This is a genomic window from Neisseria subflava, assembly GCF_003044935.1.
Taxonomy (GTDB): domain Bacteria; phylum Pseudomonadota; class Gammaproteobacteria; order Burkholderiales; family Neisseriaceae; genus Neisseria; species Neisseria subflava_E.
The window spans coordinates 1-23863 of record NZ_POXP01000004.1; the positions used below are offsets into that span (position 1 = coordinate 1).

General features: G+C 50.5%; 21 protein-coding genes and 1 pseudogene. 4 read left to right on the plus strand and 18 right to left on the minus strand.

Features of this window, described 5'->3' with window-relative positions; genetic code table 11:
- Window positions 1-307: 307 nt before the first annotated feature.
- Complete coding sequence (locus DBY95_RS09640) at window positions 308-1120, minus strand: cytochrome C assembly family protein (protein ID WP_107724176.1); 813 nt, start codon at window positions 1118-1120, stop codon at window positions 308-310.
- Window positions 1121-1302: 182 nt separating this feature from the next.
- Between DBY95_RS09640 and ffh the strand changes: the two genes are divergently transcribed.
- A complete protein-coding gene (gene ffh, locus DBY95_RS09645) occupies window positions 1303-2673 on the plus strand; it encodes a signal recognition particle protein (protein ID WP_107724177.1) in 1371 nt (456 codons plus the stop codon).
- A 168-nt stretch (window positions 2674-2841) separates the two neighbouring features.
- Here the strand turns inward: ffh and DBY95_RS09650 are convergent, their stop codons facing one another.
- The 13 genes and pseudogenes from DBY95_RS09650 to DBY95_RS09715 all read right to left on the minus strand — a co-directional run bounded on the left by DBY95_RS09650 (window position 2842) and on the right by DBY95_RS09715 (window position 13995).
- Window positions 2842-3537 carry a thiol:disulfide interchange protein DsbA/DsbL gene (locus DBY95_RS09650; RefSeq protein ID WP_003749428.1) on the minus strand — a complete coding sequence of 232 codons (696 nt, stop codon included), beginning with the start codon at window positions 3535-3537 and terminating at the stop codon, window positions 2842-2844.
- 170 nt (window positions 3538-3707) lie between these two features.
- A pseudogene (locus DBY95_RS09655) lies at window positions 3708-5819 on the minus strand (TonB-dependent receptor).
- Window positions 5820-5985: 166 nt separating this feature from the next.
- Window positions 5986-6519, minus strand: coding sequence for an alpha/beta hydrolase (locus tag DBY95_RS09660; RefSeq protein ID WP_107724178.1), 534 nt, complete (start codon window positions 6517-6519; stop codon window positions 5986-5988).
- Between the two features lie 10 nt (window positions 6520-6529).
- Window positions 6530-6874, minus strand: a complete 345-nt coding sequence (locus DBY95_RS09665) for a hypothetical protein (RefSeq protein WP_049330844.1) — start codon at window positions 6872-6874, stop codon at window positions 6530-6532.
- Window positions 6861-7640 carry an exodeoxyribonuclease III gene (locus DBY95_RS09670; protein WP_003684015.1) on the minus strand — a complete coding sequence of 260 codons (780 nt, stop codon included), beginning with the start codon at window positions 7638-7640 and terminating at the stop codon, window positions 6861-6863. The genes DBY95_RS09665 and DBY95_RS09670 overlap by 14 nt, the downstream gene beginning before the upstream one ends.
- A 44-nt stretch (window positions 7641-7684) precedes the next feature.
- Window positions 7685-8998 (minus strand): amino-acid N-acetyltransferase, encoded by a 1314-nt coding sequence (gene argA, locus DBY95_RS09675; RefSeq protein WP_107724179.1) that lies wholly within the window; start codon window positions 8996-8998, stop codon window positions 7685-7687.
- The gene (locus DBY95_RS09680) at window positions 8995-9390 is read right to left on the minus strand and encodes an MJ0042-type zinc finger domain-containing protein (RefSeq protein WP_039862294.1); all 396 of its coding nucleotides are present in this window, start codon (window positions 9388-9390) and stop codon (window positions 8995-8997) included. Before DBY95_RS09680 ends, argA begins: the two co-directional genes overlap by 4 nt.
- Window positions 9391-9488: 98 nt before the next feature.
- The gene (gene pyrE, locus DBY95_RS09685; RefSeq protein ID WP_003682682.1) at window positions 9489-10130 is read right to left on the minus strand and encodes an orotate phosphoribosyltransferase; all 642 of its coding nucleotides are present in this window, start codon (window positions 10128-10130) and stop codon (window positions 9489-9491) included.
- 169 nt (window positions 10131-10299) lie between these two features.
- Window positions 10300-10770 carry a 23S rRNA (pseudouridine(1915)-N(3))-methyltransferase RlmH gene (rlmH, locus tag DBY95_RS09690; protein ID WP_036493712.1) on the minus strand — a complete coding sequence of 157 codons (471 nt, stop codon included), beginning with the start codon at window positions 10768-10770 and terminating at the stop codon, window positions 10300-10302.
- Window positions 10771-10931: 161 nt separating this feature from the next.
- Window positions 10932-11651, minus strand: a complete 720-nt coding sequence (gene pyrH, locus DBY95_RS09695) for a UMP kinase (RefSeq protein ID WP_003708812.1) — start codon at window positions 11649-11651, stop codon at window positions 10932-10934.
- A gap of 217 nt (window positions 11652-11868) precedes the next feature.
- Window positions 11869-12723, minus strand: a complete 855-nt coding sequence (gene tsf / locus DBY95_RS09705) for a translation elongation factor Ts (protein ID WP_107724181.1) — start codon at window positions 12721-12723, stop codon at window positions 11869-11871.
- Window positions 12724-12846: 123 nt separating this feature from the next.
- Entirely contained in the window at window positions 12847-13575 is a 729-nt protein-coding gene (rpsB, locus tag DBY95_RS09710) for a 30S ribosomal protein S2 (RefSeq protein WP_002230071.1), read from the minus strand.
- 177 nt (window positions 13576-13752) lie between these two features.
- On the minus strand, window positions 13753-13995 hold the full coding sequence (locus DBY95_RS09715; RefSeq protein WP_107724182.1) for a hypothetical protein: 243 nt from the start codon (window positions 13993-13995) through the stop codon (window positions 13753-13755).
- A 78-nt stretch (window positions 13996-14073) separates the two neighbouring features.
- On the opposite strand from DBY95_RS09715, the gene DBY95_RS09720 reads away from it, so the two are divergent.
- Complete coding sequence (locus DBY95_RS09720) at window positions 14074-14664, plus strand: 5-formyltetrahydrofolate cyclo-ligase (protein ID WP_107724183.1); 591 nt, start codon at window positions 14074-14076, stop codon at window positions 14662-14664.
- Between the two features lie 278 nt (window positions 14665-14942).
- Here the strand turns inward: DBY95_RS09720 and DBY95_RS09725 are convergent, their stop codons facing one another.
- The 4 genes from DBY95_RS09725 to amgK all read right to left on the minus strand — a co-directional run bounded on the left by DBY95_RS09725 (window position 14943) and on the right by amgK (window position 20363).
- Window positions 14943-16652 carry a calcium-binding protein gene (locus DBY95_RS09725; RefSeq protein WP_234394614.1) on the minus strand — a complete coding sequence of 570 codons (1710 nt, stop codon included), beginning with the start codon at window positions 16650-16652 and terminating at the stop codon, window positions 14943-14945.
- A 9-nt stretch (window positions 16653-16661) separates the two neighbouring features.
- Window positions 16662-17309 (minus strand): hypothetical protein, encoded by a 648-nt coding sequence (locus DBY95_RS09730; protein ID WP_107724184.1) that lies wholly within the window; start codon window positions 17307-17309, stop codon window positions 16662-16664.
- Between the two features lie 69 nt (window positions 17310-17378).
- Window positions 17379-19274, minus strand: coding sequence for a tRNA uridine-5-carboxymethylaminomethyl(34) synthesis enzyme MnmG (gene mnmG, locus DBY95_RS09735; protein ID WP_107724185.1), 1896 nt, complete (start codon window positions 19272-19274; stop codon window positions 17379-17381).
- Between the two features lie 84 nt (window positions 19275-19358).
- Window positions 19359-20363, minus strand: a complete 1005-nt coding sequence (gene amgK / locus DBY95_RS09740) for an N-acetylmuramate/N-acetylglucosamine kinase AmgK (RefSeq protein ID WP_107724186.1) — start codon at window positions 20361-20363, stop codon at window positions 19359-19361.
- Window positions 20364-20432: 69 nt separating this feature from the next.
- On the opposite strand from amgK, the gene DBY95_RS09745 reads away from it, so the two are divergent.
- Window positions 20433-22832, plus strand: coding sequence for an LPS-assembly protein LptD (locus DBY95_RS09745; RefSeq protein WP_349289977.1), 2400 nt, complete (start codon window positions 20433-20435; stop codon window positions 22830-22832).
- On the plus strand, window positions 22829-23818 hold the full coding sequence (locus DBY95_RS09750; RefSeq protein WP_107724188.1) for a peptidylprolyl isomerase: 990 nt from the start codon (window positions 22829-22831) through the stop codon (window positions 23816-23818). Before DBY95_RS09745 ends, DBY95_RS09750 begins: the two co-directional genes overlap by 4 nt.
- The last annotated feature ends 45 nt before the right edge of the window (window positions 23819-23863 follow it).

Below are 23863 nucleotides of genomic sequence, written 5' to 3' on the forward strand. Positions count from 1 at the left end.
CGAATTATACAGTACATTTAGCAAATGTCAACTAAAATTATCGAAAATTCTAACTAACTGTGTTATACTGTCTGCTTCGTTTTCTTCACCGCGTCAGCAGCGAAGAACCGAACTATACGCCTACCAACAAAACCAGTCAACACCTTTCGCAAAATTATTTCTAGAAATTTAACCACCACCCTGTTTTAACAGGGTTTTTATTTCTAAAAAATACTATCAAACTTTCTACATAATCCACACATACAAAAAATACAAACTAAAGGCCGTCTGAAATGCTCTTTTAGACGGCCTTTTTTATGATTTCTATTTATCCAATGCGTTGAAGGACAATTTCTAGGACAAATTTACTGCCTACATAGGCAAAAATCAGACTAATAAATCCGACAATAGTCCAAACGGCGGCTTTTTTGCCGCGCCATGCGGTCATACTGTGTTTCAACAATAATGCGCCATAAATCAGCCACGACATAATACTGAAGATGGTTTTATGCGTGAAGGTCATCGGCTTGCCGAAAACGGTTTCTGCAAAAAACGTACCGCTGATAACGGAATAGGTCAACAAGACGAAACCTGCCCACATACCTTGGAACATGAGTTTTTCTAAACTCAATAATGGCGGCAAGAAGCTGACCAATGCGGAAAAACGGCGTTTGTGCAGATTGCGGTCGAGCAAAAGGATCAGGATGGCAAATAAGGTAACGATGCCAAACAGTCCGTATGCGAGCAATGATGATGCAATGTGCGACAGTGGCAATAAGTCTACGATTTGACGGCCTGAAAAATCCCCCGGGAAAAGGAAACCCAACAATAAAGTCAATGCGGCACAGGGATACAATAAGAGTTGCACCCCGCGCAGACAGTAAAAGAAGCTGCCCAGGCAGTACATCATCAACATCAGCCAAACTATCAGACTGAGCGAATAACCAAAACCGGTAATCAATACCCTATCCTGCAATACCGGGAACATCAATGCTGCACCATGTACCAATAATGCGCCGCTCAAAATCAGCAACTCGGTTTTCAGCGGGTAAGACTTATTATTGTGCTTTTTATGTTGCACCCAGGAAAATGCGCCCAATCCGGCATACACCAGCATAAGGCAGATTAAGACAATCGGCATAAATATCTTTCTCAATAGACGTGTGAACACTAGATGGGCAGCCGGCAGGGTTTCAGACGGCCTTGCTGTGCGTGTTTGTGTTCTTGAAGCATAACTTCGGACTATCGTGTAAAATAATCCGAATTTTATTTTAACAAAGAATGCCCTGTATTGGGCAGCTATTCTCATTATCAAGGATAAGTATGTTAGACAACCTGACCAACCGCTTCAGCAAGGTGCTTAAAAATATTCGCGGCCAATCAACACTGACCGAAGACAATATTAAAGAAGCCTTGCGCGAGGTTCGTCTTGCCCTGCTGGAAGCCGACGTTGCATTGCCCGTCGTTAAAGAATTCGTCAACACAGTCAAAGAACAGGCCCTTGGCCAAGAAGTCGTCGGCAGTCTGACACCTGACCAAGCCTTTATTGGTGTGGTCAACCAAGCCTTAGTCGAGCTGATGGGCAAGGAAAACAAAACACTGGATTTATCGGTTTCACCGCCTGCCATTGTTTTGATGGCTGGTTTACAGGGTGCCGGTAAGACAACAACCGTCGGCAAACTTGCCCGCCTGCTGAAAAACGATCAGAAGAAAAAAGTTTTGGTGGTATCTGCCGACGTTTACCGCCCTGCTGCGATTGAACAGCTGCGCCTGTTGGCCGAACAGGTCGGCGTGGACTTTTTCCCATCCGATACCAACCAAAAACCGGTTGAAATTGCAACTGCCGCCGTCGATTATGCCAAAAAACATTTTTACGATATCTTGATGGTCGATACCGCCGGCCGTTTGGCAATCGATGAAGAGATGATGAACGAAATCAAAGCGCTTCATGCAGCAGTCAACCCAGTTGAAACTTTGTTCGTTATTGATGCCATGCTGGGTCAGGATGCAGTGAACACTGCGCAGGCATTTAATGAAGCCCTGCCGCTGACCGGTGTCGTATTGACCAAGATGGACGGCGACTCACGCGGCGGTGCGGCATTGTCCGTACGCCATGTGACCGGCAAACCGATTAAATTTATCGGCGTCGGCGAGAAAATCAACGGCCTCGAACCTTTCCACCCCGACCGTCTTGCCAGCCGTATCCTCGGCATGGGCGACGTATTGACCCTGATTGAAGACGTTCAAAAAGGTATTGATGAAGAAGCCGCCGCCAAAATGGCGAAAAAACTGCAAAAAGGCAAAGGCTTCGACCTCAATGACTTTAAAGAACAAATCCAGCAAATGCGCAATATGGGCGGCTTGGAAAACCTGATGTCAAAAATGCCGGGCGAACTGGGTCAAATATCGAAACAAATCCCCGAAGGAACGGCTGAAAAAGCGATGGGCAAAGTAGAAGCCATCATCAACTCGATGACCCCTAAAGAACGTGCCAACCCTGCCCTGCTCAAAGCCAGCCGCAAACGCCGTATTGCAATGGGTGCAGGCACGACCGTGCAGGAAGTAAACAAATTGCTCAAACAGTTTGAACAAATGCAACAAATGATGAAGATGTTCAGCGGCAACGGCTTGGGCAAACTGATGCGTTTGGCCAAAGGCATGAAGGGAATGAAAGGCATGTTCCCAGGTTTGTAAGCCGATTTGACAGAAAACGCCGTCTGAAAAGTTTCAGACGGCGTTTTGGTTTTATATTCTGATTTAAAACCTTGAGGCTTTAAACAATCATTTCTTTCTATAACATCTAATATAAAAGGCCGTCTGAAATCCTATTTTCAGACGGCCTTTACTCATTCAGCCTTTAAATTATTGCGGCTTTTTCTGCTCTTCGCGTACTTTGTCCACCAACTGGTCAATCGTGGTCATGCCGGACTGCCAGTCTTTAAATTCGACTTGGTATTTGCCGCCGACGATCACAGTCGGTGTGCCGCTGATTTGGAATTTATTGGTCAACTCTTCCATTTGAGCCGCACGCGCTTGGCTTTCAGGAGCCTCAAATGCAGCCAATACTTTTTTGCCGTCAAATGCAGTTTGCTCGGACAGCCATTTTTTCAGGGTATCGGTATCGGCCAAGTTGATTTTTTGGTTAACCATCGCATCGAAAATATGGCTGTTGGCTTTATCTGATTCACCGGCCATTTCCACTGCGGCCGCCAAACGTGCCAAAGGTTTCATTTCGTCACCCCACACGACATGCTCCCGGCGCATATAGGTATCGTCTTTAAACGTTTTGATGTGCTCGCTCAAGACAGGCTCAAGATGGGCGCAATGCGGGCAGAAGTAGCCGAAGAATTCCAATACTTCGATTTTGCCGGCCTGCTGTTGCGGAATCGGATTGGACAATACGGTGTAATTGACACCTTCGGTCAATGCGGCAGGGGCTGCCGGAGCAGATGTGTTGCTTTGGGCGCTGTCTGCCGGAACGCTGGTTTCCGCCTGTTTGCCGCAAGCGGCCAATGCCAACAGGGTTAATGAGGTCAAGGCTAAGGTTTTCAGTTTCATAGGTATCTCTTTACATTCAAATCAATGGGCGGATTTTATGGCATTTTGTTGGAGGTGTGTTCGATTTGAGTGAAAAAATGTGTTTAGTTTTATTTCAACCTTTATAAAAGGCCGTCTGAAATATGGCTTAGATCATAGCCTTATTTTCAGACGGCCTTTGCCTGATTTCATCAGAAACGGTAATTTACCCGGGCAGTATAGCCGCGCGGATTACCCGGCATGGCATCCGAACGCCAATATTTTTGATTGAGCAGATTGGCCGCGGCAAAGGTAACGTTGACGTTTTTATGGTTCCAGCCAAGCATGGCGTCAACTCGGGCAAAGCCTGGAAGCGTAGTCACTTCTTTGTTTCTTGAGTCGTAACCGTAGCGTTTTCCCGTACCGGTTACGCCGATTTCGCCGTAGAGGTTTTCGGTTGGTGTGTAACGGAAAAACAGGTTGCCGGTAACGTTGCTGGTGTTATTCAAATGGATGCCCACTCGGTCGGGATTTTCTTTGTCTTCAACGACTTTCGCCTGCATCACGCCCAACGAACCGCGCAGATAGAGTTTTTTGGGAATGATTTGCCCGATGGCGGACAATTCCACGCCGCGCGAACGGTGTTTACCGCTGACTGCCCAAGTGTAGGGATCATTTTGCGCGTCGGGGCGGTAGCGGATATTGAAGCGTTCGATTTGGTAGGCGGACAACGTAGTGCTGAGGCGGTCGTCCAGCCAACTGCTTTTCACGCCGGTTTCGTATTGGCGGGTGTACTCGGGGTCGGCGTTGAACACGGCAGCAGACGACGTGTCGATACTCAAATAGCCGCCGCGTCAGCCATAAGGCGCGAAGCCTTTGTTATACGAGGCGTAAAGTGTGTGGACTGGGTTGATGTTCCACACTACGCCGATGTTGGGGCTGAACGAGTGGCCGCTGTACTGGCGGCTGCTGCCGGTGAGTTTGTTTTCGGAATTAAAGGTGTATTTGTCGTAACGGCCGCCGAGGACGAATTTCAAATCGGGCGTGGCGGAGAAGATGTTTTGCACAAAGATGCCGTAGGAATCGGCCTTGTGTCGGTTTTGAGTGAGAACGGGCTGCAATCTGCCCGAAGCCGGCCAGCTCGCGCGGTCGTAGGGGTTAATGGAGGCGGAAAAGGCGCGGCTGTAACCCAAGGTCGGGTTGCGGTGTTCGCGACTGTAATCCATGCCTACGGTCAGGTGGTTTTCAAAACGGCCGATGTTGTAGTCGCCGTTGAGCGTGAAATTGGACGACAGGGTTTTGTTGTCGGTCTGCTGCCAGGCGTAGTTGCGTTTGATTCGGCTGCCGTTTTCGCTGCCTGCATAGAAATGGTCGAAATCCTGCGCCGCCGTGCGGTGGGCGAGTTGCCATTGGGCGCGCCATTTGTCGTTGAAGGCGTATTCGAGGTCGGAACGCCAAACTTGCAGCTTGTCTTTGACAAAATCGTTCGGGTGGGCGAAACCCATGTGGTAAGGCAGTCCGAAGCGGTCGTACACGGACTTGGTCGGGCTGCGGTCGGGCGTGCGCTCCACATTGTCGTAGGTGTATTGCCCCGTCCATTTCAAGCCGTTGTCGAGTTTGACGGTAATACTGGGCGAAACCATGACATTTTTGCTGTCTATGCCGCTGCGGAACGAATTGGCGCGCCCAACTTCGCCGGTGAGGCGGATGGCGACGTTTTTGTTCAGCACTTCGTTGATGTCCATATTCAGGCTGCGGTTTGCCCACGAGCCGTAAACCGCACCGATGTTGCGGCTTTGTTTGAAATTGGCGTATTTGCTGACCATATTGATGACGCCGCCGCCGTTGGTGCGACCGTAAAGCACGGAAGACGGGCCTTTCAGGATTTCCACGCGCTCAATGTTGGCGGTACTGCGGCGCACTTGTCCGCTTTCGCGCACGCCGTCGCGGTAAATATCGGATGCGTCGGCTTGAAAACCGCGCAGGAAAATGCTTTCGCCGCGCATATCGTAAGCAGCGTCAATGCCGGCGTTACCTTCGAGGATGGAACTCAAATCGTTCGTGCCGTAGTTTTTGTTTTTCTGAATATTGAGCGTATCGATGGTTTGCGGCGTTTCTTTGATGAGCTGTCCGTTGCGGGTAACGGCGGCTTCGTCGTAGTTGATGTAGCCTTTGAGTACGCTGGTGTCGGACTGTCCGACCACGGAAACGGTGGGCAGGGTAGCGGTGTAATGTTCGCCATTATCCTGCGTATCGGCGGCAGCAACAGGGAAGGAAGCGATAATCAGCGTGGGTAATAAAGCCAAATGAAATGGTATTTGCATTTTTATACTCAATTTAACAAAACAACCAAATTATATTGCTTCATAAAAGAAATGAGAATAGTTTCTTTTAATTATATTTAACATGATATTTGCAAACAAAGGCCGTCTGAAATACATATCGGTTTCAGACGGCCTTCGTTTATTAATATTAATAGATATTACTACACTACTTACTCAACAACATTTCCTGCATCAGCTTCATGCCCCATTGCCAACCGCCGAGCGCGCCGTTTAACTGGCCGGAATGCGGTGATTGAAGCAGGCGCGCCTGCCAGCGGTCGGCCTGTTCTTGCGCCCAATCGCGTGGCGTGCCGTTTGTTTCGGCGATGACCAACGCCGTACGGCAAGGGCAGCGGACGCGTTGGAACGTATGGATTTCGTCCTCGGGAAAAGCTTCTGGGCGAGGCGAGACCAAAATAATATTGGTCAGGCGTTTTTGCGTCATGATGTCGGCTTGGTACAGCCATGCCAAAAATGCGGACACGCCGGCACCATGAGCCACGACGGCAATATTTCTGCTGACGATATGGTCGAAGGCCGTCTGAATGGCGTGTTGCCATTCGGAAATAGTTTGCCGACTATCGGCTTCGGCAGTTTGAACAATCGGATAGCTGACCGCCCAGCGGTCTATCCACATTTCCGCTTCATCCGCATCGCGTATCAGAAACAGTGCCATTTCTTCGAGTTCGAAGCTCTGCATTTCAGACGGCCTATTTGAGCAAGTCGTTGAGTGTAAATGCAATCAGCAATGCGGCTGGCACGCTGAGGATGGCACAAGTCGCCAGACAAAGTACGATGTTGGCAATCAGCCGCCAGCCCTTCCAAGCAAAGCATTTGGCCGCAATCAGCAGGCAAGGCAGGGAAAACAGTAGCCATACCAACGCCCACGTCGGATTGGCCTTGGTCGGTGCAACCCAGCCGGACATCCGCGCCAGCATAAATACCGCCCACACAAGCATAGGCAATACAAATGCCGCCACAACCCACGCCGCGCCTACGCCGGTTTTGCCGTTTATATTCCAATCATATTTACCAAAAACCTTATTCGGCAACATAGTCATACTCCACAACTAAAGGGGCGTGATCCGAGAATTTTTCGTCTTTATAAACATGTGCGGAAACGGCTTTGGCGGCCAACTCCGGCGTAACCATCTGATAATCGATGCGCCACCCGACATCTTTCGCATACGCTTGTCCGCGGTTGCTCCACCAGGTATAGCCCGGTACATCGGGATAAAGTGTGCGCCACATATCCGTCCAACCGAGCTTGTGGATGACTTTGCCTATCCATTCGCGCTCTTCAGGCAAGAAGCCCGAATTTTTCTGATTGCCCTTCCAGTTTTTCAAGTCGATATTTTGGTGGGCAATATTCCAGTCGCCGCAAACGACGATGTCACGTCCTTCATTTTTCATGGCTTCGAGCATGGGATAGAACGCGTCCAAAAAGCGGTATTTCACTTGTTGGCGCTCTTCCGCGCTGCTGCCGCTGGGCAGATACAGAGAAATTACCGACAACTTGCCGAAATCACAACGGACAAAACGGCCTTCCCTGTCAAATTCTTCAATGCCCATGCCGATTTGCACATTGTCGGGTTTGCGTTTGCTGTACACCGCCACGCCACTGTAACCGCGCTTTTCGGCGCAATGCCAGTAGCCATGCATACCGTGCGGATTCTTCATATCGTCTGACAGGTCGGCCTCTTGAGCTTTCAGTTCCTGCACGCAGACAATGTCGGCACCGGAGGCGGCGATGTATTCATAAAAACCTTTTTTATAGGCGGAGCGGATGCCGTTGACGTTGGCAGAGATGATTTTCAACATAAGATTTGAGTGATTTTTAAAAACGGATAATAGGATTGAGGTTTTCAGACGGCCTGCAAGTCATAAACAAATACTTTGGAATTGCGGCCGTTGGCATTGTATTCCTGCCGACGTTCAGCAGGCAGGTCATCGGCTGAGACCGTCTGAAAGCCCCGTTCAACAAACCATTCGCCCGTGTGCGTGGATAAGGCGAAGAGCGTTTTAATATTTAAGGCGCGCGCTTTTTGAAACAGATGTTCCAACAGCAATTCGCCGTAGCCGCCATCGCGCGCTTCGGGCGACACCACCAGACAGGCCAATTCGCCGCAATCAGGCTCGGAAAAGGTTTTCAACGCCACGCAGCCGTAAATGTTTTGATCGTGTTCCAATACGGAAAAGCTGGAAATATGGTTTTCCAAATACTCGCGGCTGCGGTGTAACAAGATGCCTTGTTCCGCCAGCGGACGGATTAAGGCGATGATGTGCGGAATATCATTGCTGTGTGCCTGACGGATGGAAACAAACGGCTCACGGGCAATAGATGTACCACTGCCCTCGCGGGTAAACAGCTCGCGCAACAGGCTGCCGTCTTCACGGCCGTTGAGAATCTGCACCCGCGATACGCCGTTTTCCAACGCACCTACCGCCGCATGCAGCAAATCGGCCGGTGCATCGGGATTGTCGTGTATCAGTTCCTGCACTTCGCCGACAGACAAAGTATTGGCCAAAGAGCCGTCGGCGCGACGGATACCGGCTTCTTCGGTCAAGAAGACCAGCTTCTCCGCCTGCAAAGCCATAGCCACTTCCTGCGCGGTTTCGCACATGCTCAGATTGAAGGTTTTGCCGCTGTACGAATGTCCCAAAGGACTGATAAGCACCACGGCACCGCCATCCAAACGCAAACGGATTTCTTCCGCGTCGATTTTGCGGACGGTCCCGGTATAGCCCATGTCCACGCCGTCGATAACGCCCAACGGACGGGCGGTAATAAAGTTGCCGCACGCGATAACCGGTGGCTTGCTCCGTTGTTGTGCAGATACGCTGCTGAACAAGGCGGCTTCGACATCGCTGCGGATAATTCCCGCCACCTGCTTCACTTCCATCAAAGTCGCTTCATCGGTAATCCGTCGGCTGCCGCTGTATTTCGGAACAAAATCCCGACCCGAAGCCAATTTGTCGAGCAAATGCCGCGAACCGTGTACCAAGACCAAACGCAAACCCAAGCTGGCCAACAGATTCAAATCTGCGGCCAAACGAATCAAGGTTTCGCCTTCCAACAGGCTGTCGGTCACGCCGACCACCATGGTTTTGCCGCGCAAATATTGGATATAGGGCGCGGCCTCGCGAAAGCTGGCGACAAAATGGGCGATGGCACTCATAGCAGGGCAAGATAAAAGAGTTGCATAATCAAAACCGTCAGCGCAATCAGCGATGCCAAAGTCCAGTTGAAACCGTCCTTGCGCGTTTTAACCGCCGCCTGCTCTTCCGCCTTGGGCTCTTCCTTAAGCGCGCTATTGAGCAAATCGGAAATTTCTTTGCGCGAGAGTTTGGAATGCTTGAGAATTTGCGCACCGATGTTATGCACGAGGCGCACATCCGTTACCGCCACAGGCAGATGGGCCGGATCGGCCGGCAGGTTGCCCGACAGATAATCCTTGGCCTTAAACATCCCCGAACAACGCGTGCAGACCACGAAACCCTGCGCCACGTTCAACTGGGCATCTTTCACCCAATGCGGCGTTTTACAATGAGGACAAGAACAAGCAGGCATGAGTATTTCCGTAAGTGTATTGAATCAAAAATATATTTTAGCCAATGTTTCAGGCCGTCTGAAAAATGTTTCAGACGACCTGAGCATAATGTTATGGTTTAAACCGCGCCGTAACGTTCGCGATAAGCTTTGACCGGCTCGAAGAAGCCACCAAATTCGGCATTGTTTTGCAAGAGCGTGAACAAGTCGTTCAGGTTGGCAATCGAAACCACCGGCAGGCCGTATTGTTTTTCGACTTCCTGCACCGCTGACAATTCGCCCGTGCCTTTTTCCATGCGGTCGAGCGCAATAGCCACTGCGGCAGGCGTTGCGCCTTCGGCCTCAATCAGTTTAACCGACTCGCGCACGGATGTACCGGCGGAAATCACATCATCGATAATCAGCACGCGGCCTTTCAAAGGAGCGCCCACCAACACGCCGCCCTCGCCGTGGTCTTTGGCTTCTTTGCGGTTGTAGGCAAACGGTACGTTTACGCCTTTTTCCGCCAACATCATCGCTGTTGCCGCCGCCAAAATAATGCCTTTATAGGCTGGGCCGAACAGCATATCGAACTTCACGCCGCTGGCAATAATGGCCTCGGCGTAAAACTTCGCCAGCTGCAAAGTCGATGCGCCGTCATTGAACAAACCGGCATTGAAAAAATAAGGCGACTGACGGCCGGCCTTGGTCGTAAATTCGCCGAATTTCAACACATTTTGTGCCAAAGCGAATTTGAGGAAGTCTTGACGGAAATCGGACATTTGGGTTCTCCCGAAAGATGTTGATTTATCAAAGAAACGATTATAAAGGATTCATGCGGAAAAATCAGGCCGTCTGAAAGCAGGTTCAACCCGCTTTAAACCGACTTGCCCTATTCCCTTTCAAACTGACAAGGCGACATTGCCGTCTTATCCCGGCAATCAAAACAGACTATTCCCGATGATACGGATGATTGTGCAAAATCGAAACGGCGCGATAAAGCTGCTCGGTCAGCAAAACGCGCACCATGCCGTGCGGCAAAGTCAGGCTGGAAAGGCGCATCATCATGTTTGCCTGCTGTTTCAAACGGTCGGTCATGCCATCTGCACCGCCGATAATAAAGCAGACGTGTTCGCCGTTTTGCTGCCAGCTTTTCAAGTGTTGCGCCAATTCGACCGAAGTCGGCGCTTTGCCGCGTTCGTCCAATACCACCAAAAACGCGCCCTGCGGTATGGCTTCCAACAGGCGTTTTTCTTCAGCCGCCATGCCCTGAGCCGCATTCACACCCGCGCCGCGTTTCTCTGGCTTGATTTCTTTCAGCGCATAATTGACATCGCGCCCGAAGCGTTTGGCGTACTCGCCGACGGCTTCATCCACCCAACGCGGCATTTTCGTGCCGACAGCCAAGACGGTGATATTCATGGAGTATCCTTTGTTATCGAATTGTCGGTTGGGCATTATGGTCAAGCAAGTTCTCAACCTTTTCAAACCATGAGCCAATGCCTACGCAACCGACTGAAAATAAAAGGCCGTCTGAAAGCCGAATGTATCCCGTTCGGCTGTTTCAGACGGCCTTTCAATGATTAGCAGTGAACCAGTGTACCTTCGTTTTCACCGGTTACCACGCGTTTGAGCGAGCCTTCTTTAGCAATGCCGAATACCACGATATTGAGTTTGCGTTCGCGGCAGAGGGCGAAAGCGGTGGCATCCATCACTTTGAGGTTTTTCAACAAGGCTTCGTCAAAAGTAATGGTTTCGTAGCGTGTTGCAGATGGGTCTTTTTTCGGGTCTGCGGTGTACACGCCGTCGACGTTGGTGGCTTTGAGCATCACGTCGCAGTTCATTTCCGCACCGCGCAATGCGGCGGCAGTATCGGTTGTGAAGAACGGATTACCGGTACCGGCGGCGAAAATCACGACTTTGCCTTCTTCCAAATATTGAATGGCTTTAGGGCGGGCGTAAGTTTCAGCAATTTGCTGCATAGACAGTGCGGATTGTACGCGCGCTTTGATGCCCAAAGTTTCAAATGCGTCTTTGAGTGCCAACGCGTTCATGACGGTCGCCATCATGCCCATGTAGTCGGCAGTGGCGCGGTCCATGCTGCCTGCTTGTGCAGATACGCCGCGGAAAATGTTACCGCCGCCGACAACGATACCGACTTGCACGCCCATTCTCACGATTTCGGCAATTTCGCCGACAGTTTGAACGATGGTATCGTGATTGATGCCGAACGGATCGGAACCCATCAGAGATTCGCCGGAGAGTTTCAGTAATACGCGTTTGTATTTGATTTGCTGTGTCATGGGATACCTTGCTTTCTTGAATGTCGTCGGTCGGGGGTCAGACCGTCTGAATTTCAAACGGTCGGATTACAATGATATGGTGTGTCGTTCTATTATTGTTTTGTTTTCAGACGGCCTTTATATTCGGTTGTCTTAAAATAGGTACCGTAAACGGTTTTCTCAAAAAAAAGCACCCTGATTCGTTTGGAATCTAGGTGCTTTCTTTTTCATAAGTGTCTTACACTTTAGCAGCGGCAGCAACTTCGGCTGCGTAGTCAACAACGGCTTTCTCGATACCGTCGCCTACTTTGTAGCGTACGAAGCTAACCACTTCAGTGCCGTTTTCTTTAGCGAATTGGGCAACAGTTTGGTCAGGGTTCATCACGAATGCTTGGCCGTTCAGAGTGATTTCAGCCAAGAATTTGCGGATACGGCCTTCAACCATTTTAGCGGCGATGTCGGCAGGTTTGCCGGAAGCGATAGCTTGCTCGGTGTAGATGTGGCGTTCTTTTTCAACGGTTTCAGCATCTACTTCGGCTTCGCTTACGCATTGTGGTTTAGCGGCAACGATGTGCATACCGATTTTGCGTGCTACGTCTTCAGAGCCTTTGAACTCAACCAATACGCCTTCGGTAGCCAATGCACCATGGATGTAGGCAACCAGTTGGTTGGCAGTATCGATCACTTGGAAGCGGCGAACAGACATGTTTTCGCCCAATTTAGCGATGATGGCTTTGCGTTCTGCTTCAACCAGTTCGCTCAGTTCTTCAACGGTAGCCGGTTTTTTCTCGGCAGCAGTTTTAGCAACAAAGTTAGCAAATTCTACGAAGCCGGCGTCTTTAGCAACGAAGTCGGTTTCGCAGTTTACTTCAACCAATGCACCAACATTACCGTTGATTGCATAAGCCAATACGCCTTCGGCAGCAGTACGGCCAGCCAGTTTACCGGCTTTCGCACCAGATTTAATACGCAGGATTTCTTCGGCTTTGTCGAAGTTGCCTTCAGCTTCAACCAAGGCTTTTTTGCATTCCATCATGCCCAGGCCGGTAGCGGCGCGCAGGTCGGCAACCATTTTTGCAGTAATTTCTGCCATTTTGAATCTCCTAGATTTTTGGGAACACGGCCATTGCCGTGTTTGGAAATAGTGGCCGTCTGAAACGGATTTCAGAACGGGATTTGAGAAAAGGGGCATAACGCCCCTCTTCTGTGTACCGAATTATTCGGCAGCAGCTTCTTGGGCAGCGGCTACAGTTTCTTGCAGCGCTTGGTTTTTGCCTTCCAAAACTGCGTCAGCGATGCCGCGGCAGTACAGGCGGATGGCTTTAGCGGAGTCATCGTTACCAGGGATAACGTATTTCACGCCGTCAGGGCTGTTGTTGGTATCGACTACGGCGATAACAGGGATGCCCAATTTTTCAGCCTCAACCAGAGTACCTTTTTGGTAGCCGGTATCGATAACGAAAATCGCGTCAGGCAGGCCTTTCATGTTTTTGATACCGCCCAAAGAACGTTCCAGTTTTTCAACGTCGCGTTGCATTTCCAGAATTTCTTTTTTGTTGAAACCGCCTTCAGCAGCGTTTTCCAGGGCAGCAGTTTTTTCTTCCAGGCGTTTGATGGATTGCTTAACGGTTTTGTAGTTAGTCAGCATACCACCCAACCAGCGGTAATCAACGAAAGGCATACCGGCACGGGTAGCTTCTTCGCGGATGATGTCGCGGGCTTGGCGTTTGGTACCTACGAACAATACTGTACCTTTGTTGGCAACCAGACGACGTACGGCTTCTTGCGCCTCTTGGAACATCGGCAGGGTTTTTTCCAAGTTTACGATATGGATTTTGTTGCGCGCACCGAAAATGTATTGAGCCATTTTCGGGTTCCAGAAACGGGTTTGGTGACCGAAGTGAACACCGGCTTCAATCATCTGACGCATAGTAATTTGAGACATGTTATTTCCTTGAAAGGGTTAAAGAGCACACATTCAATCGCATAGAACTTGATAGGCGGCGCCTATTGTCAAGCACCCTTCGGCGAAAGTGGGCATAAGTTTTAAAAAATAAAAGAGTGTTTCCGAAATGGAAAACTTATGGATTATAGCGGATAAGAGGCCGTCTGAAAAGGGATTTTATACCTTTCCGTCCTGTTTTTCATCCGTCTGTACCGCCTTTTGGCGAGCCGCTTCAAACTCCGCCTGCTCCTGCCGTTTCATCAGGCGGTTGCGGTGACGGATGGTCACGATGAAGACCGTGAACACAGTGGGCAACACTGCCCCAAAAACCAAATAAATCAACGCGCGCGCAATACTCGGCTGCGCGGCGGAAAACATCACGGCAACAAAAAGATAGCCGATGGCGACAATGTGCCACATCGTGTGCGTCCTGTTTGAATGTTAACAAAATCGTTATAATCGCAACATTCTACCTCAATCCCGAAAGGCCGTCTGAAAATGAGGAACCCCGAAAAATCAGCATTACGCAAACAGTTCCGCCGCGCACGCGCCCAAATGAGCGCAGACGAGCGAAACGCCGCCACCGAAACCATCAACCGCCTGCTCAAGCCCTACATCAAAAAAGGACGGAAAATCGGCGTGTATTGGCCGATGGGCAAGGAATTGCGATTGGACGGCTTTGTCCGTGCCGCACAAAAACGCGGCGCAAAACTCTACCTGCCCTATATCGAACCGAACACACGGCGGATGTGGTTCACCCCCTACCCTGCCGACGGTACCAAACAAGAACGCAAACGCGGCCGCGCCAAATTGCATGTCCCCCAATTCACCGGCAAAAAAATCCGTGTCCACCAACTCAGCCTGCTGCTGGTCCCCATCGTCGGCATCGACAAACGCGGCTACCGCCTCGGACAAGCCGGCGGCTATTACGACGCCACCCTCTCCGCCACGAAATACCGCCTGCAAACCCAAACCCTGGGCGTAGGCTTCGGCTGCCAACTGACCGACACACTGCCGACCGAACCCCACGACATCCCCCTAAACGGCTTTGTCTCCGAGCTTGGCGTATTGAAATTCAGACGGCCTTAAGCATGACAATCATAGTAGCTTAGAGGTTATCCCATCTCAAAATCATCAATTTATTAACAATACATATGCAGATAAATAATCTTTTCAAATTAACTTTACATTATAAAAAATTAAATTTATGTATATGAAATGATTGTTGTTCCTGTGCAGCTTAATCAAATTTAAGAGCAACACCTTCTCATAATGAGAAGGTTAGAGCTTTGCTTTTCCATCATAAGATTTAATAAACAAGGCCTTCTAAACATTTTTAGGTTATTTTCAATCTTGCTCCCACAGGCTTATCTACTCATGCCATAGAATTGTGATTGATCCAACTGCCTTTGCAGCACTTCATATTCAAACTTCTGTTCCGTTTGTCGAATGTTTTTAATACTCTCTTCAATCGATGTGGACCCAGCACTATTTACATCCATAGTAGCCTTTATCAAAATAGGAGTAAGTTCGCCGATTAAATAGTGTCCATCCTTAATATTGAACAGTAGTTCTGCATTCCCTTTACCCATTGTTTTAGAATACCCCAAAGCAGCTAAAGACATTGCAGCATTATTCATTGCCTCCTCATTCTTCGTTGGAAGGCCATGTTTTTCATGATATTCACCAAGTCGCTCTTTAATAGAATGGAAAAGTTTTTGTGCTGGCAGGGGCAAATCTTCAATTCTTGACAAATTCCCTTCGGAAACTGCCATCCGCTCCATCTCAAAATCCCAGCGGTTCTGCGACATTTTGTTCCAATCTCTATCTATGTTCTCCCTTGTCTTTTGGTACATCTCCATTATCGACACACCACTGCCAGACATATTTTTTTTCGGCTCCTCCAAACGGATGCCCAAATCGCCGTTTTTGAAGTTTTCGATTTTCAGACCGTTAACATCCAAAGTCCCCGTTTTTTTATTCCAGTCGTAAACTGTATTGCCGTCTCGGAAAATCGTACGGTCGTGTTCGGACAAATCGCGCACACCACCGTGCAACCTACGCCCGTCCAAAAACACTTCTCCTTTACCGTCTTCATCACGGATAATATCGTATCTGTCGGCGCGGTAGGTGTCGTAACCTCTGCCCCCGTACAGCCCGTCTTTGCCCTCATTACCAGCCAAAAGGTCATTGCCGTCCCCACCTTCAAGCTTATCGTCCCCACTGCCGCCCAGCATCCTGTCGTGCGATTTTGTCCCCGTCATCACATCATTACCCGCATCGCCGTACATAGACGCACCACCGTTCAGTCGGGTAGTCGGTTTGCCGTGCAGCAGGCTTTGACGATCGACCGCGCCGTTTGCATTGACGCTGTTGCCTCTACTATCGCCGAAAGTATCGTAATTTGCCATATGCTTGACGAAACCGACCATGTCGCTTTTCCTTAACCCTGCCTCGGCAAAATCTTTTTCAAAAGCGGTACGGCGGTGCATAAAGAAGAGAATGTCGTTTTCGTAGTAAGACAACCTAACCGACCCGTTCGTACTCGGATACATCCCGTACATATTTTCACGAGCAAGCAAATCTTTGACCTGCTCATAACTTTTACCTTTGACTTGAGAATAAAGACCACCGCTGATATGGGTGCTGTATGCTCTGCCGTTGCGCCGCTCTTCGTAAGCGACCATACGCGCCTCGTTGTAAATCGCTTCAGCTTCTCCGTAGCCTCGGGCTTGGGCGTAGGATTTGGCAGTAAGGTAGTAATCAACCGATTTGGCTTGATTTTTACCTAATGCATGTCCAACTTCGTGGGCTAAAATTCGGGCAGTGATGTATTGAGAATTTGGCTCAAAATAGATATTCCCTTTTTTAGGGCTGTAATATGCACCTGAGCCTTTATTAGGAATTTCAAGAAAACTTTTCCCTTTCCCCCTAAACTCATTGATTTGCGCAACCAATTCTTCATCAGCTTTTATCCTGTCCAACTCCGTCATGGTAGAATTAGGCATTCTTTTATTATGAAAACCAAGTTTCTTTAATTCAGCTTCTGCCTGTTGATTTAATATTATATTTGCCATAGAAACTCCTTAATTCATCGGACTCATTTCAAGATTGCTATAAAAAGAAAGAGCCAAAATAGCACCAGTACCTGAATTTGTAGCAATTATCTCCCTACCATTTTCTCTCCAATAATAATGAAACCGTTCTTTAATTGAATCACTTTCTTTTCTATCCACAAAGATCGTGTCCGTATAATAGGAATCTGGCATTTCATCCTCTTTAGGAACAGGAAGAAAAGCAGGAAAGTTATTCTCAGGAAAAATACTTCCTTTTTTTTCTCGATATTTTTTTGTCATTGATATATATATATTTGTTTTATAAGAAGTATGTTCAATAACAACATACATTCCAATTGGTGACTCTATATCTAAATACTTTGGCATCTCAGGGTAGCTGTCTGTTACTGGAATTTTCCATATTTCTTTCAATTCTTCAGCATGCATCACATACAGACAGTCATCTTTAAATGCTGTTTCGTACATTTGTTTAATCAAATCATCACGACTTTCCACTTTATGCAACATTCTACGGCAGCGATTTCGTACCTGTTCCATCGTAGTTTCTTTCTTTACAGTTTGAGTATTTGGGGAATTTTCTTTATTCCTGCTACTTACTTGTTGAGTGCAGGAACTCAATAAAAAAACAGTTAATACGGCAGTTGCCGACAGTTTCATGCATAGTCTCCTTTTTTAGTCTGTATATTCAAATAAATTTCTTCTGAGAAGTTTAGACAACTTTGATTTCTATTGCGCATCTTTAAACCCGCGCTTCAAATGCACCATCAGTAATGCGACGGCGGCAGGCGTTACGCCGGAGATGCGGCTAGCTTGGCCGACGGTTTCGGGTTTGTGCTGGTTGAGCTTTTGCTGCACTTCGGCCGACAAACCTTTGACTTTGCTGTAATCGATATCTTCGGGCAGCTTTAAGGTTTCGATGTCGCGGCGGCTGTCGATTTCTTCGTTTTGACGGTCGATATAGCCTTGGTATTTGACTTGGATTTCGACTTGTTCGACCACGCTGTCGGCAAGCGCAGTTTCAGGTTGTGCGTCGGGCAGAGTCATCAGCGCGGCGTAGTCGAGGTTCGGGCGGCGCAGGAGGTCGTGCAGGTTGGCTTCGCGACTGAGTTTTTGGCCGAATACGCGCAGCTGCTCTTCTTCGGCGAGTTTTTGCGGCGTGTACCACGTTGTTTTCAAACGTTGGATTTCGCGTTCGATGGCTTCGCGTTTTTCGTTGAACATGCGCCATTGTTCTTCACCCACCAAGCCGATTTTGTAGCCGTCTTCGGTCAGGCGCATGTCGGCGTTGTCTTCCCTAAGTTGCAGGCGGTATTCGGCGCGGCTGGTGAACATGCGGTAAGGTTCGTTCACGCCTTTGGTGATGAGGTCGTCCACCAATACGCCGAGATAGGCTTGTTCGCGGCGCAGCAGGAGTGGGTCTTGTTCGCGGATGTATTGCACGGCGTTTGCGCCTGCGAGCAGGCCTTGTGCGGCGGCTTCTTCGTAGCCGGTCGTGCCGTTGATTTGTCCGGCGAAGAAGAGGCCTTGGATGGTTTTGGTTTCGAGGCTGGCTTTGAGGTTGCGCGGATCGAAATAGTCGTATTCGATGGCGTAGCCGGGGCGCAGGATATGGGCGTTTTCGAGGCCTTTCATGCTGCGTACGAGGGCGATTTGTATGTCAAACGGCAGGCTGGTGGAGATACCGTTAGGATAGTATTCGTGCGTGGTCAGGCCTTCGGGTTCGAGGAAAATCTGGTGGCTGTCTTTGTCGGCGAAGCGGTTGATTTTATCTTCGATAGACGGACAATAACGCGGGCCGACGCCTTCGATTTTGCCGGTAAACATCGGGCTGCGGTCGAAGCCTGAGCGGATGATGTCGTGGGTTTGCGTGTTGGTATGCGTAATCCAGCAGGACACTTGGCTCGGGTGCATATCGGCGCTGCCGCGTACGGACATTACAGGAACGGGTGTGTCGCCGGGCTGTTCGGTCAGTTGGGAGAAATCAATCGTGCGTCCGTCAATACGCGGCGGCGTGCCGGTTTTCAGACGGCCTTGCGGCAGGTTCAATTCGCGCAAACGACCGCCCAAGGATTTGGCGGCTGGGTCACCGGCGCGGCCGCCTTCGTAGTTTTCCAAACCGATATGGATTTTGCCGGACAAAAACGTGCCGGCGGTCAACACGACGGCGCGTGCTTTAAACTCCACGCCCATCGCGGTAACCACGCCGCTGATGCGTTCGCCGTCGAGTGTTACGTCTTCGACGGCTTGTTGGAAAAGGTCGAGGTTTTCTTGGTTTTCCAACATTTCGCGGATGGCGGCTTTATATAGGATACGGTCAGCCTGCGCACGCGTGGCTCGCACTGCCGCACCTTTGCTGGCGTTCAAGCGGCGGAACTGGATTCCGGATTTGTCGGTGGCCAACGCCATTGCGCCGCCCAATGCGTCGAGTTCGCGTACAAGATGGCCTTTGCCGATACCGCCGATGGAGGGGTTGCACGACATTTGGCCGAGGGTTTCGATGTTGTGTGAGAGCAGCAGGGTTTGCGCACCCATGCGTGCGGCGGCAAGCGCGGCTTCGGTACCGGCATGGCCGCCACCGACGACAATCACGTCGTAGGTTTTGGGGTAAATCATGTAAGTCATGTTTATGTGTTCTGTAAAGGTTTCAGACGGCCTTTTGTTGATCAGGCCGTCTGAAAAGTGGAATCAAATCTTAAAAAGCCAAGCTTAGAAGGTATAGCCTGTTTCCAATTCGTCATCGCCGACCAATTCGACCAGCAATGCATAAAGCGGCGCCAAATCGTTGTAACGGCGGGATACGCGGCGCAAATAGTTCAAGAAGCGCGGGATTTCAGGACGGTATTTGTCTTTGCCGTCGCGGTAGTACAGGCGGGCAAAAATACCGGCCACTTTCAAATGGCGTTGTACGCCCATCCATTCAAACCAGCGGTAGAACTCGTCAAACTCGGCAGGCACAGGCAGCTGGGCCGCGCGTGCTTTTTCCCAGTAACGGATGACCAAGTCCAATACAAATTCTTCTTCCCATTCGATAAACGCATCGCGCAGCAGCGACACCAAATCATAGGAAATCGGACCGTAAAGCGCGTCTTGGAAGTCCAACACGCCCGGACGGCCTTTTGCCAGCATCAGATTGCGGACAATAAAGTCGCGGTGGACATACACTTTAGGCTGAGCCAACAGGGGCGGCAGCAGCATATCGACAGTTTGCTGCCACAACTGGCGTTGTTTGAAGGTCAACTCGCGGCCCAATTCTTTGGCCACAAACCATTCGGGGAATAAATTAATCTCGCGCAGCATGACTTCGCGGTCGTATTCCGGCAATTTGCCGGGTTGGCTGGCTTTTTGCAGCTCGATCAGTTCGTCGATGGCTTCGAGCAGCAGGGCTTTGTGGGCGGTTTCGCTGTTTTCCTGATTCATGGCGGTCAGGAATGTGGTATTGCCCAAATCGTTCAACACCATAAAGCCCAACACTTCATCCACATGAAGCACTTGCGGCACATTGACCATGTTAAACAGTTTTTGCACTTTCAAATAAGGCGCAACACTCATCTTCTCAGGAGGTGCATCCATACAGATAACGGTCTGGCCGTCTGAAAACGTCGCACGGAAATAACGGCGGAAGTCGGCATCGGCTGCCGCAAAGCTCAATTCGAACGGCTGGTTCGGGTAAATAGACTCCAGCCAGTTTTGTAATTCGGTTTGTCGTTGCATAGCGGTATCGCAGAATTTCAGGTTACAATAACCGCTATTCTAACTGGCAAACCGATTTAAGGGGCGATTTTGGCTCGTTTATTTTCACTCAAACCCTTGGTACTCGCCTTAATTATGGGCTTTGGCGCAACAGCCGTGCGCGCGGAAGATGCTTCTGTTCCGCAGGCGGAAGACTATACCCCTGCCCACACCGCCGCACCCAAACCGGCAAAAACCAGCCAAAGCGAAGCCGATCCGCTTTCTTTGGGCAGCACTTGCCTGTTTTGCGACCACGAAGATACCAAGCCGGCCGAAACTGCCGAAATCAAACGCAGCGGCGAGCCTGCCCTGCCTGCCGATTACACCCGCGTCAATGCCGATAAAATAGAAGGTCAGACCCAAGTCGGCGTCCGTGCCGAAGGCGACGTTATTGTCGAGCGCAATGCCGATGTTCTCAATGCCGATTGGGCGCAATACGACCAAGCCACCGATACCGTTACCGCCGGCGACCGCTTTACCCTGTATCAAAACGGTTCGACCGTATCCGGCGACCAATTGGTTTACAACCTCAAAGACCAAACCGGTTCCGGCACTGCCGTGCGCCTCAATACCGAGCAAGGCGGCCGCCGCCTTCAAAGTGTCAGCGAAAAAGCCGAACTCAAAGGCAAAGGCCTCTACAAGCTCATCAATACCAAATTCAACACCTGTTCACCCGGCGATGCCAGCTGGTATATCCAAGCGCAAAGCATTGAAGCCGATGAATCGACAGGTATCGGCGTGGCCAAACACGCTTCGCTGGTATTCGGCGGCGTCCCTGTCCTCTACACACCTTGGGCGGACTTCCCCATCAACGGCAACCGCAAAAGCGGCCTGCTCGTTCCGACCATTGCCACAGGTTCAGACGGCCTTGAGCTGAGCTTGCCCTACTATTTCAACCTTGCACCGAATTTGGATGCCACCATCCGCCCGGGCATTATCAGCAAACGCGGCGTGCAACTGGGCGGCCAAGTCCGTTATCTGCAACCGAATTACAGCGGCGAAGTCGATGGCGACTGGATGCCGAACGACCAAAAAAGCGTCCACAACAACCGCTACCAGTTCAAATGGAAACACCAGCAGCAGCTGAACAGCAAAATCAGCGGCGGCATCAACTACAACCAAGTTTCCGACGACGATTACTACCGCGACTTCTATGGCCGCGAAGACATCGCACGCAACGTCAACCTTGACCGTCAGGCATGGCTCAATTACAGCGACAAACTGCTAGGCGGCAGCTTCGACGGCTCGTTGCGCGTACAAAAATATCAAACGCTGGCCAACCAAGACGGTTATAAAGACGAGCCTTATGCCATCATGCCCCGCCTGACCGGTCGTTGGCAAAGCCATCTCGGCAAGGCTCAGCTTAACGTCTTCGGCCAATTCACCCGTTTTGATCACGATACTAAGCAAGACGGCAGCCGCGTGGTGCTCTACCCGAGCATCAAATGGGACTTCCACAACCAATGGGGCTACATCCGACCTAAAGTCGGCGTACACGCCACTTATTACAGCCTCAACAGCTTCAACGGCCAAAGCAGCCGCAATGTCAGCCGCGTCCTGCCGATCATCAACGTCGACAGCGGCCTGACTTTCGAGCGCAGGGCCCGTCTCTTCGGCGGAGAATACCTGCAAACACTCGAACCGCGCCTGTTTTACAACTACATTCCGACCAAGTCCCAAAACGACCTGCCTAATTTCGACAGCTCTGAAAACAGCTTTACCTATTCGCAGCTGTTCCGAGAAAACCTGTATTCAGGCAACGACCGCATCAATTCGGCCAACAGCCTGACGCTGGCCACACAAAGCCGCATCCTCAACCCCAATACCGGTGCGGAACTCTTCCGTGCAGGTATCGGCCAGAAGTTTTACTTCAAAAACGACAACGTCCTGCCTGACGGCAGCGTCAGCCGTTATCCGCGCAGCCAGTCCGACTGGGTAGCCTTTGCACACGGCAACATTACCCCGAGCATCCGCATCGACTTGGACATCCACTACAACCAAAACCAAAGCCGTGCCGAAAGCTACGCCGCAGGGATTGCCTACAACCCCGAACCCGGCAAAGTCTTAAGCGCGCGCTACAAATACGGACGCAACGAGCGCATTTATCTACAAGCCAACGGCGACTATTTCTACGACAGGCTCAGCCAAATCGACCTTGCCGCCCAATGGCCGTTGAGTAAAAACCTGTACGCCGTTGCCCGTTACAACTACGAAATCGAAGCCAAAAAACCGCTGGAAATGCTCATCGGTGCAGAATACAAAAGCAACTGCGGCTGCTGGAGCGCAAGCTTGGTCGGCCAACGCTATGTTACCGGCGAAAACAGCCACAAAAACGCCGTATTCTTCAACCTCCAACTCAAAGACTTGAGCAATATCGGCAACAACCCATTCGAAAAACTCCGCTTAGCCATCCCCGGTTACAGCAAAACCAACGAGGTAGTCAAACAATGAACTTCAAACCCCTGATTCTCGTCGCCGCACTCACTCTCGCAGTAGGCGCACACGCCGCCCCTAAAGCCAAAGCAGGCAAAGCGCGCGCAGCCAAAGCAGCTGCCGTCAGCGCCACCACCATGCCTGCCGTACAAAGCGGCGTACATCTTTCAGACGGCATTGCCGCGGTTGTCGACAACGAAGTCATTACCCACCGCCAAGTAGCGCAAGCCGTAGCGCAAGCGCGCCAAACCATGCCTAAAGGCACACAAATGGACGCCAACGAGCTGCGCCAACAGGTTTTGGCACAAATGATCAACCAATCCCTGATCCTCCAAGCCGGCAAACGCCGCAACATCCAAGCGACCGATAGCGAAATCGAAGCCGTTATCGTGCACAACCCCAACATCAAAAACCCGTCTGCCTCCGTCCGTCAAGACATCGCCGACAGCATTATTGTTGAAAAAGTGCGCCAACAAGCCATCATGCAAAACAGCCGCGTGAGCGACTCCGAAGTGGCACGCTACATCGAGCAGGCCAAACAACAAGGCGTCACCCTGCCTGAAGCAGACCCTGTGCGCCAATACCATGCCCAACACATCCTCATTAAAGCCGACAACGACAATGCCGCCGTCGGCGCAGAAAGCACCATCCGCAAAATCTACTCACAAGCCCGCAGCGGCGCAGATTTCGGCGGTTTGGCACGCCAATACTCGCAAGACAGCAGCGCCGGCAACGGTGGCGATTTGGGCTGGTTTGCCGACGGCATGATGGTTGCCCCATTTGAAGAAGCCGTCCACAAACTCAAACCCGGCCAAATCAGCGCCCCTGTTCGCACCCAATTCGGCTGGCACATCATCAAGCTGAACGACGTCCGCGAAGCAGGTACGCCTGAAGAGCGTCAACAAAACGCCGTCCGCCAATACCTGTCCCAACAAAAAGCGCAACAGGCGACCACCAACCTCCTGCGCGAACTGCACAGCAGCTCCTACGTTGACGTACGCTAATCGCACGTATTGTTAAAAAGGCAGAAATCCGTACAATAAGGCCGT

Excerpts from the sequence above, each read along its gene's own strand:
- DBY95_RS09640 (WP_107724176.1), bottom strand. The coding sequence starts at position 1,120 with ATGCCGATTGTCTTAATCTGCCTTATGCTGGTGTATGCCGGATTGGGC.
- ffh (WP_107724177.1), top strand. The coding sequence starts at position 1,303 with ATGTTAGACAACCTGACCAACCGCTTCAGCAAGGTGCTTAAAAATATT.
- DBY95_RS09650 (WP_003749428.1), bottom strand. The coding sequence starts at position 3,537 with ATGAAACTGAAAACCTTAGCCTTGACCTCATTAACCCTGTTGGCATTG.
- DBY95_RS09660 (WP_107724178.1), bottom strand. The coding sequence starts at position 6,519 with ATGCAGAGCTTCGAACTCGAAGAAATGGCACTGTTTCTGATACGCGAT.
- DBY95_RS09665 (WP_049330844.1), bottom strand. The coding sequence starts at position 6,874 with ATGTTGCCGAATAAGGTTTTTGGTAAATATGATTGGAATATAAACGGC.
- DBY95_RS09670 (WP_003684015.1), bottom strand. The coding sequence starts at position 7,640 with ATGTTGAAAATCATCTCTGCCAACGTCAACGGCATCCGCTCCGCCTAT.
- argA (WP_107724179.1), bottom strand. The coding sequence starts at position 8,998 with ATGAGTGCCATCGCCCATTTTGTCGCCAGCTTTCGCGAGGCCGCGCCC.
- DBY95_RS09680 (WP_039862294.1), bottom strand. The coding sequence starts at position 9,390 with ATGCCTGCTTGTTCTTGTCCTCATTGTAAAACGCCGCATTGGGTGAAA.
- pyrE (WP_003682682.1), bottom strand. The coding sequence starts at position 10,130 with ATGTCCGATTTCCGTCAAGACTTCCTCAAATTCGCTTTGGCACAAAAT.
- rlmH (WP_036493712.1), bottom strand. The coding sequence starts at position 10,770 with ATGAATATCACCGTCTTGGCTGTCGGCACGAAAATGCCGCGTTGGGTG.
- pyrH (WP_003708812.1), bottom strand. The coding sequence starts at position 11,651 with ATGACACAGCAAATCAAATACAAACGCGTATTACTGAAACTCTCCGGC.
- tsf (WP_107724181.1), bottom strand. The coding sequence starts at position 12,723 with ATGGCAGAAATTACTGCAAAAATGGTTGCCGACCTGCGCGCCGCTACC.
- rpsB (WP_002230071.1), bottom strand. The coding sequence starts at position 13,575 with ATGTCTCAAATTACTATGCGTCAGATGATTGAAGCCGGTGTTCACTTC.
- DBY95_RS09715 (WP_107724182.1), bottom strand. The coding sequence starts at position 13,995 with ATGTGGCACATTGTCGCCATCGGCTATCTTTTTGTTGCCGTGATGTTT.
- DBY95_RS09720 (WP_107724183.1), top strand. The coding sequence starts at position 14,074 with ATGAGGAACCCCGAAAAATCAGCATTACGCAAACAGTTCCGCCGCGCA.
- DBY95_RS09725 (WP_234394614.1), bottom strand. The coding sequence starts at position 16,652 with ATGGCAAATATAATATTAAATCAACAGGCAGAAGCTGAATTAAAGAAA.
- DBY95_RS09730 (WP_107724184.1), bottom strand. The coding sequence starts at position 17,309 with ATGAAACTGTCGGCAACTGCCGTATTAACTGTTTTTTTATTGAGTTCC.
- mnmG (WP_107724185.1), bottom strand. The coding sequence starts at position 19,274 with ATGACTTACATGATTTACCCCAAAACCTACGACGTGATTGTCGTCGGT.
- amgK (WP_107724186.1), bottom strand. The coding sequence starts at position 20,363 with ATGCAACGACAAACCGAATTACAAAACTGGCTGGAGTCTATTTACCCG.
- DBY95_RS09750 (WP_107724188.1), top strand. The coding sequence starts at position 22,829 with ATGAACTTCAAACCCCTGATTCTCGTCGCCGCACTCACTCTCGCAGTA.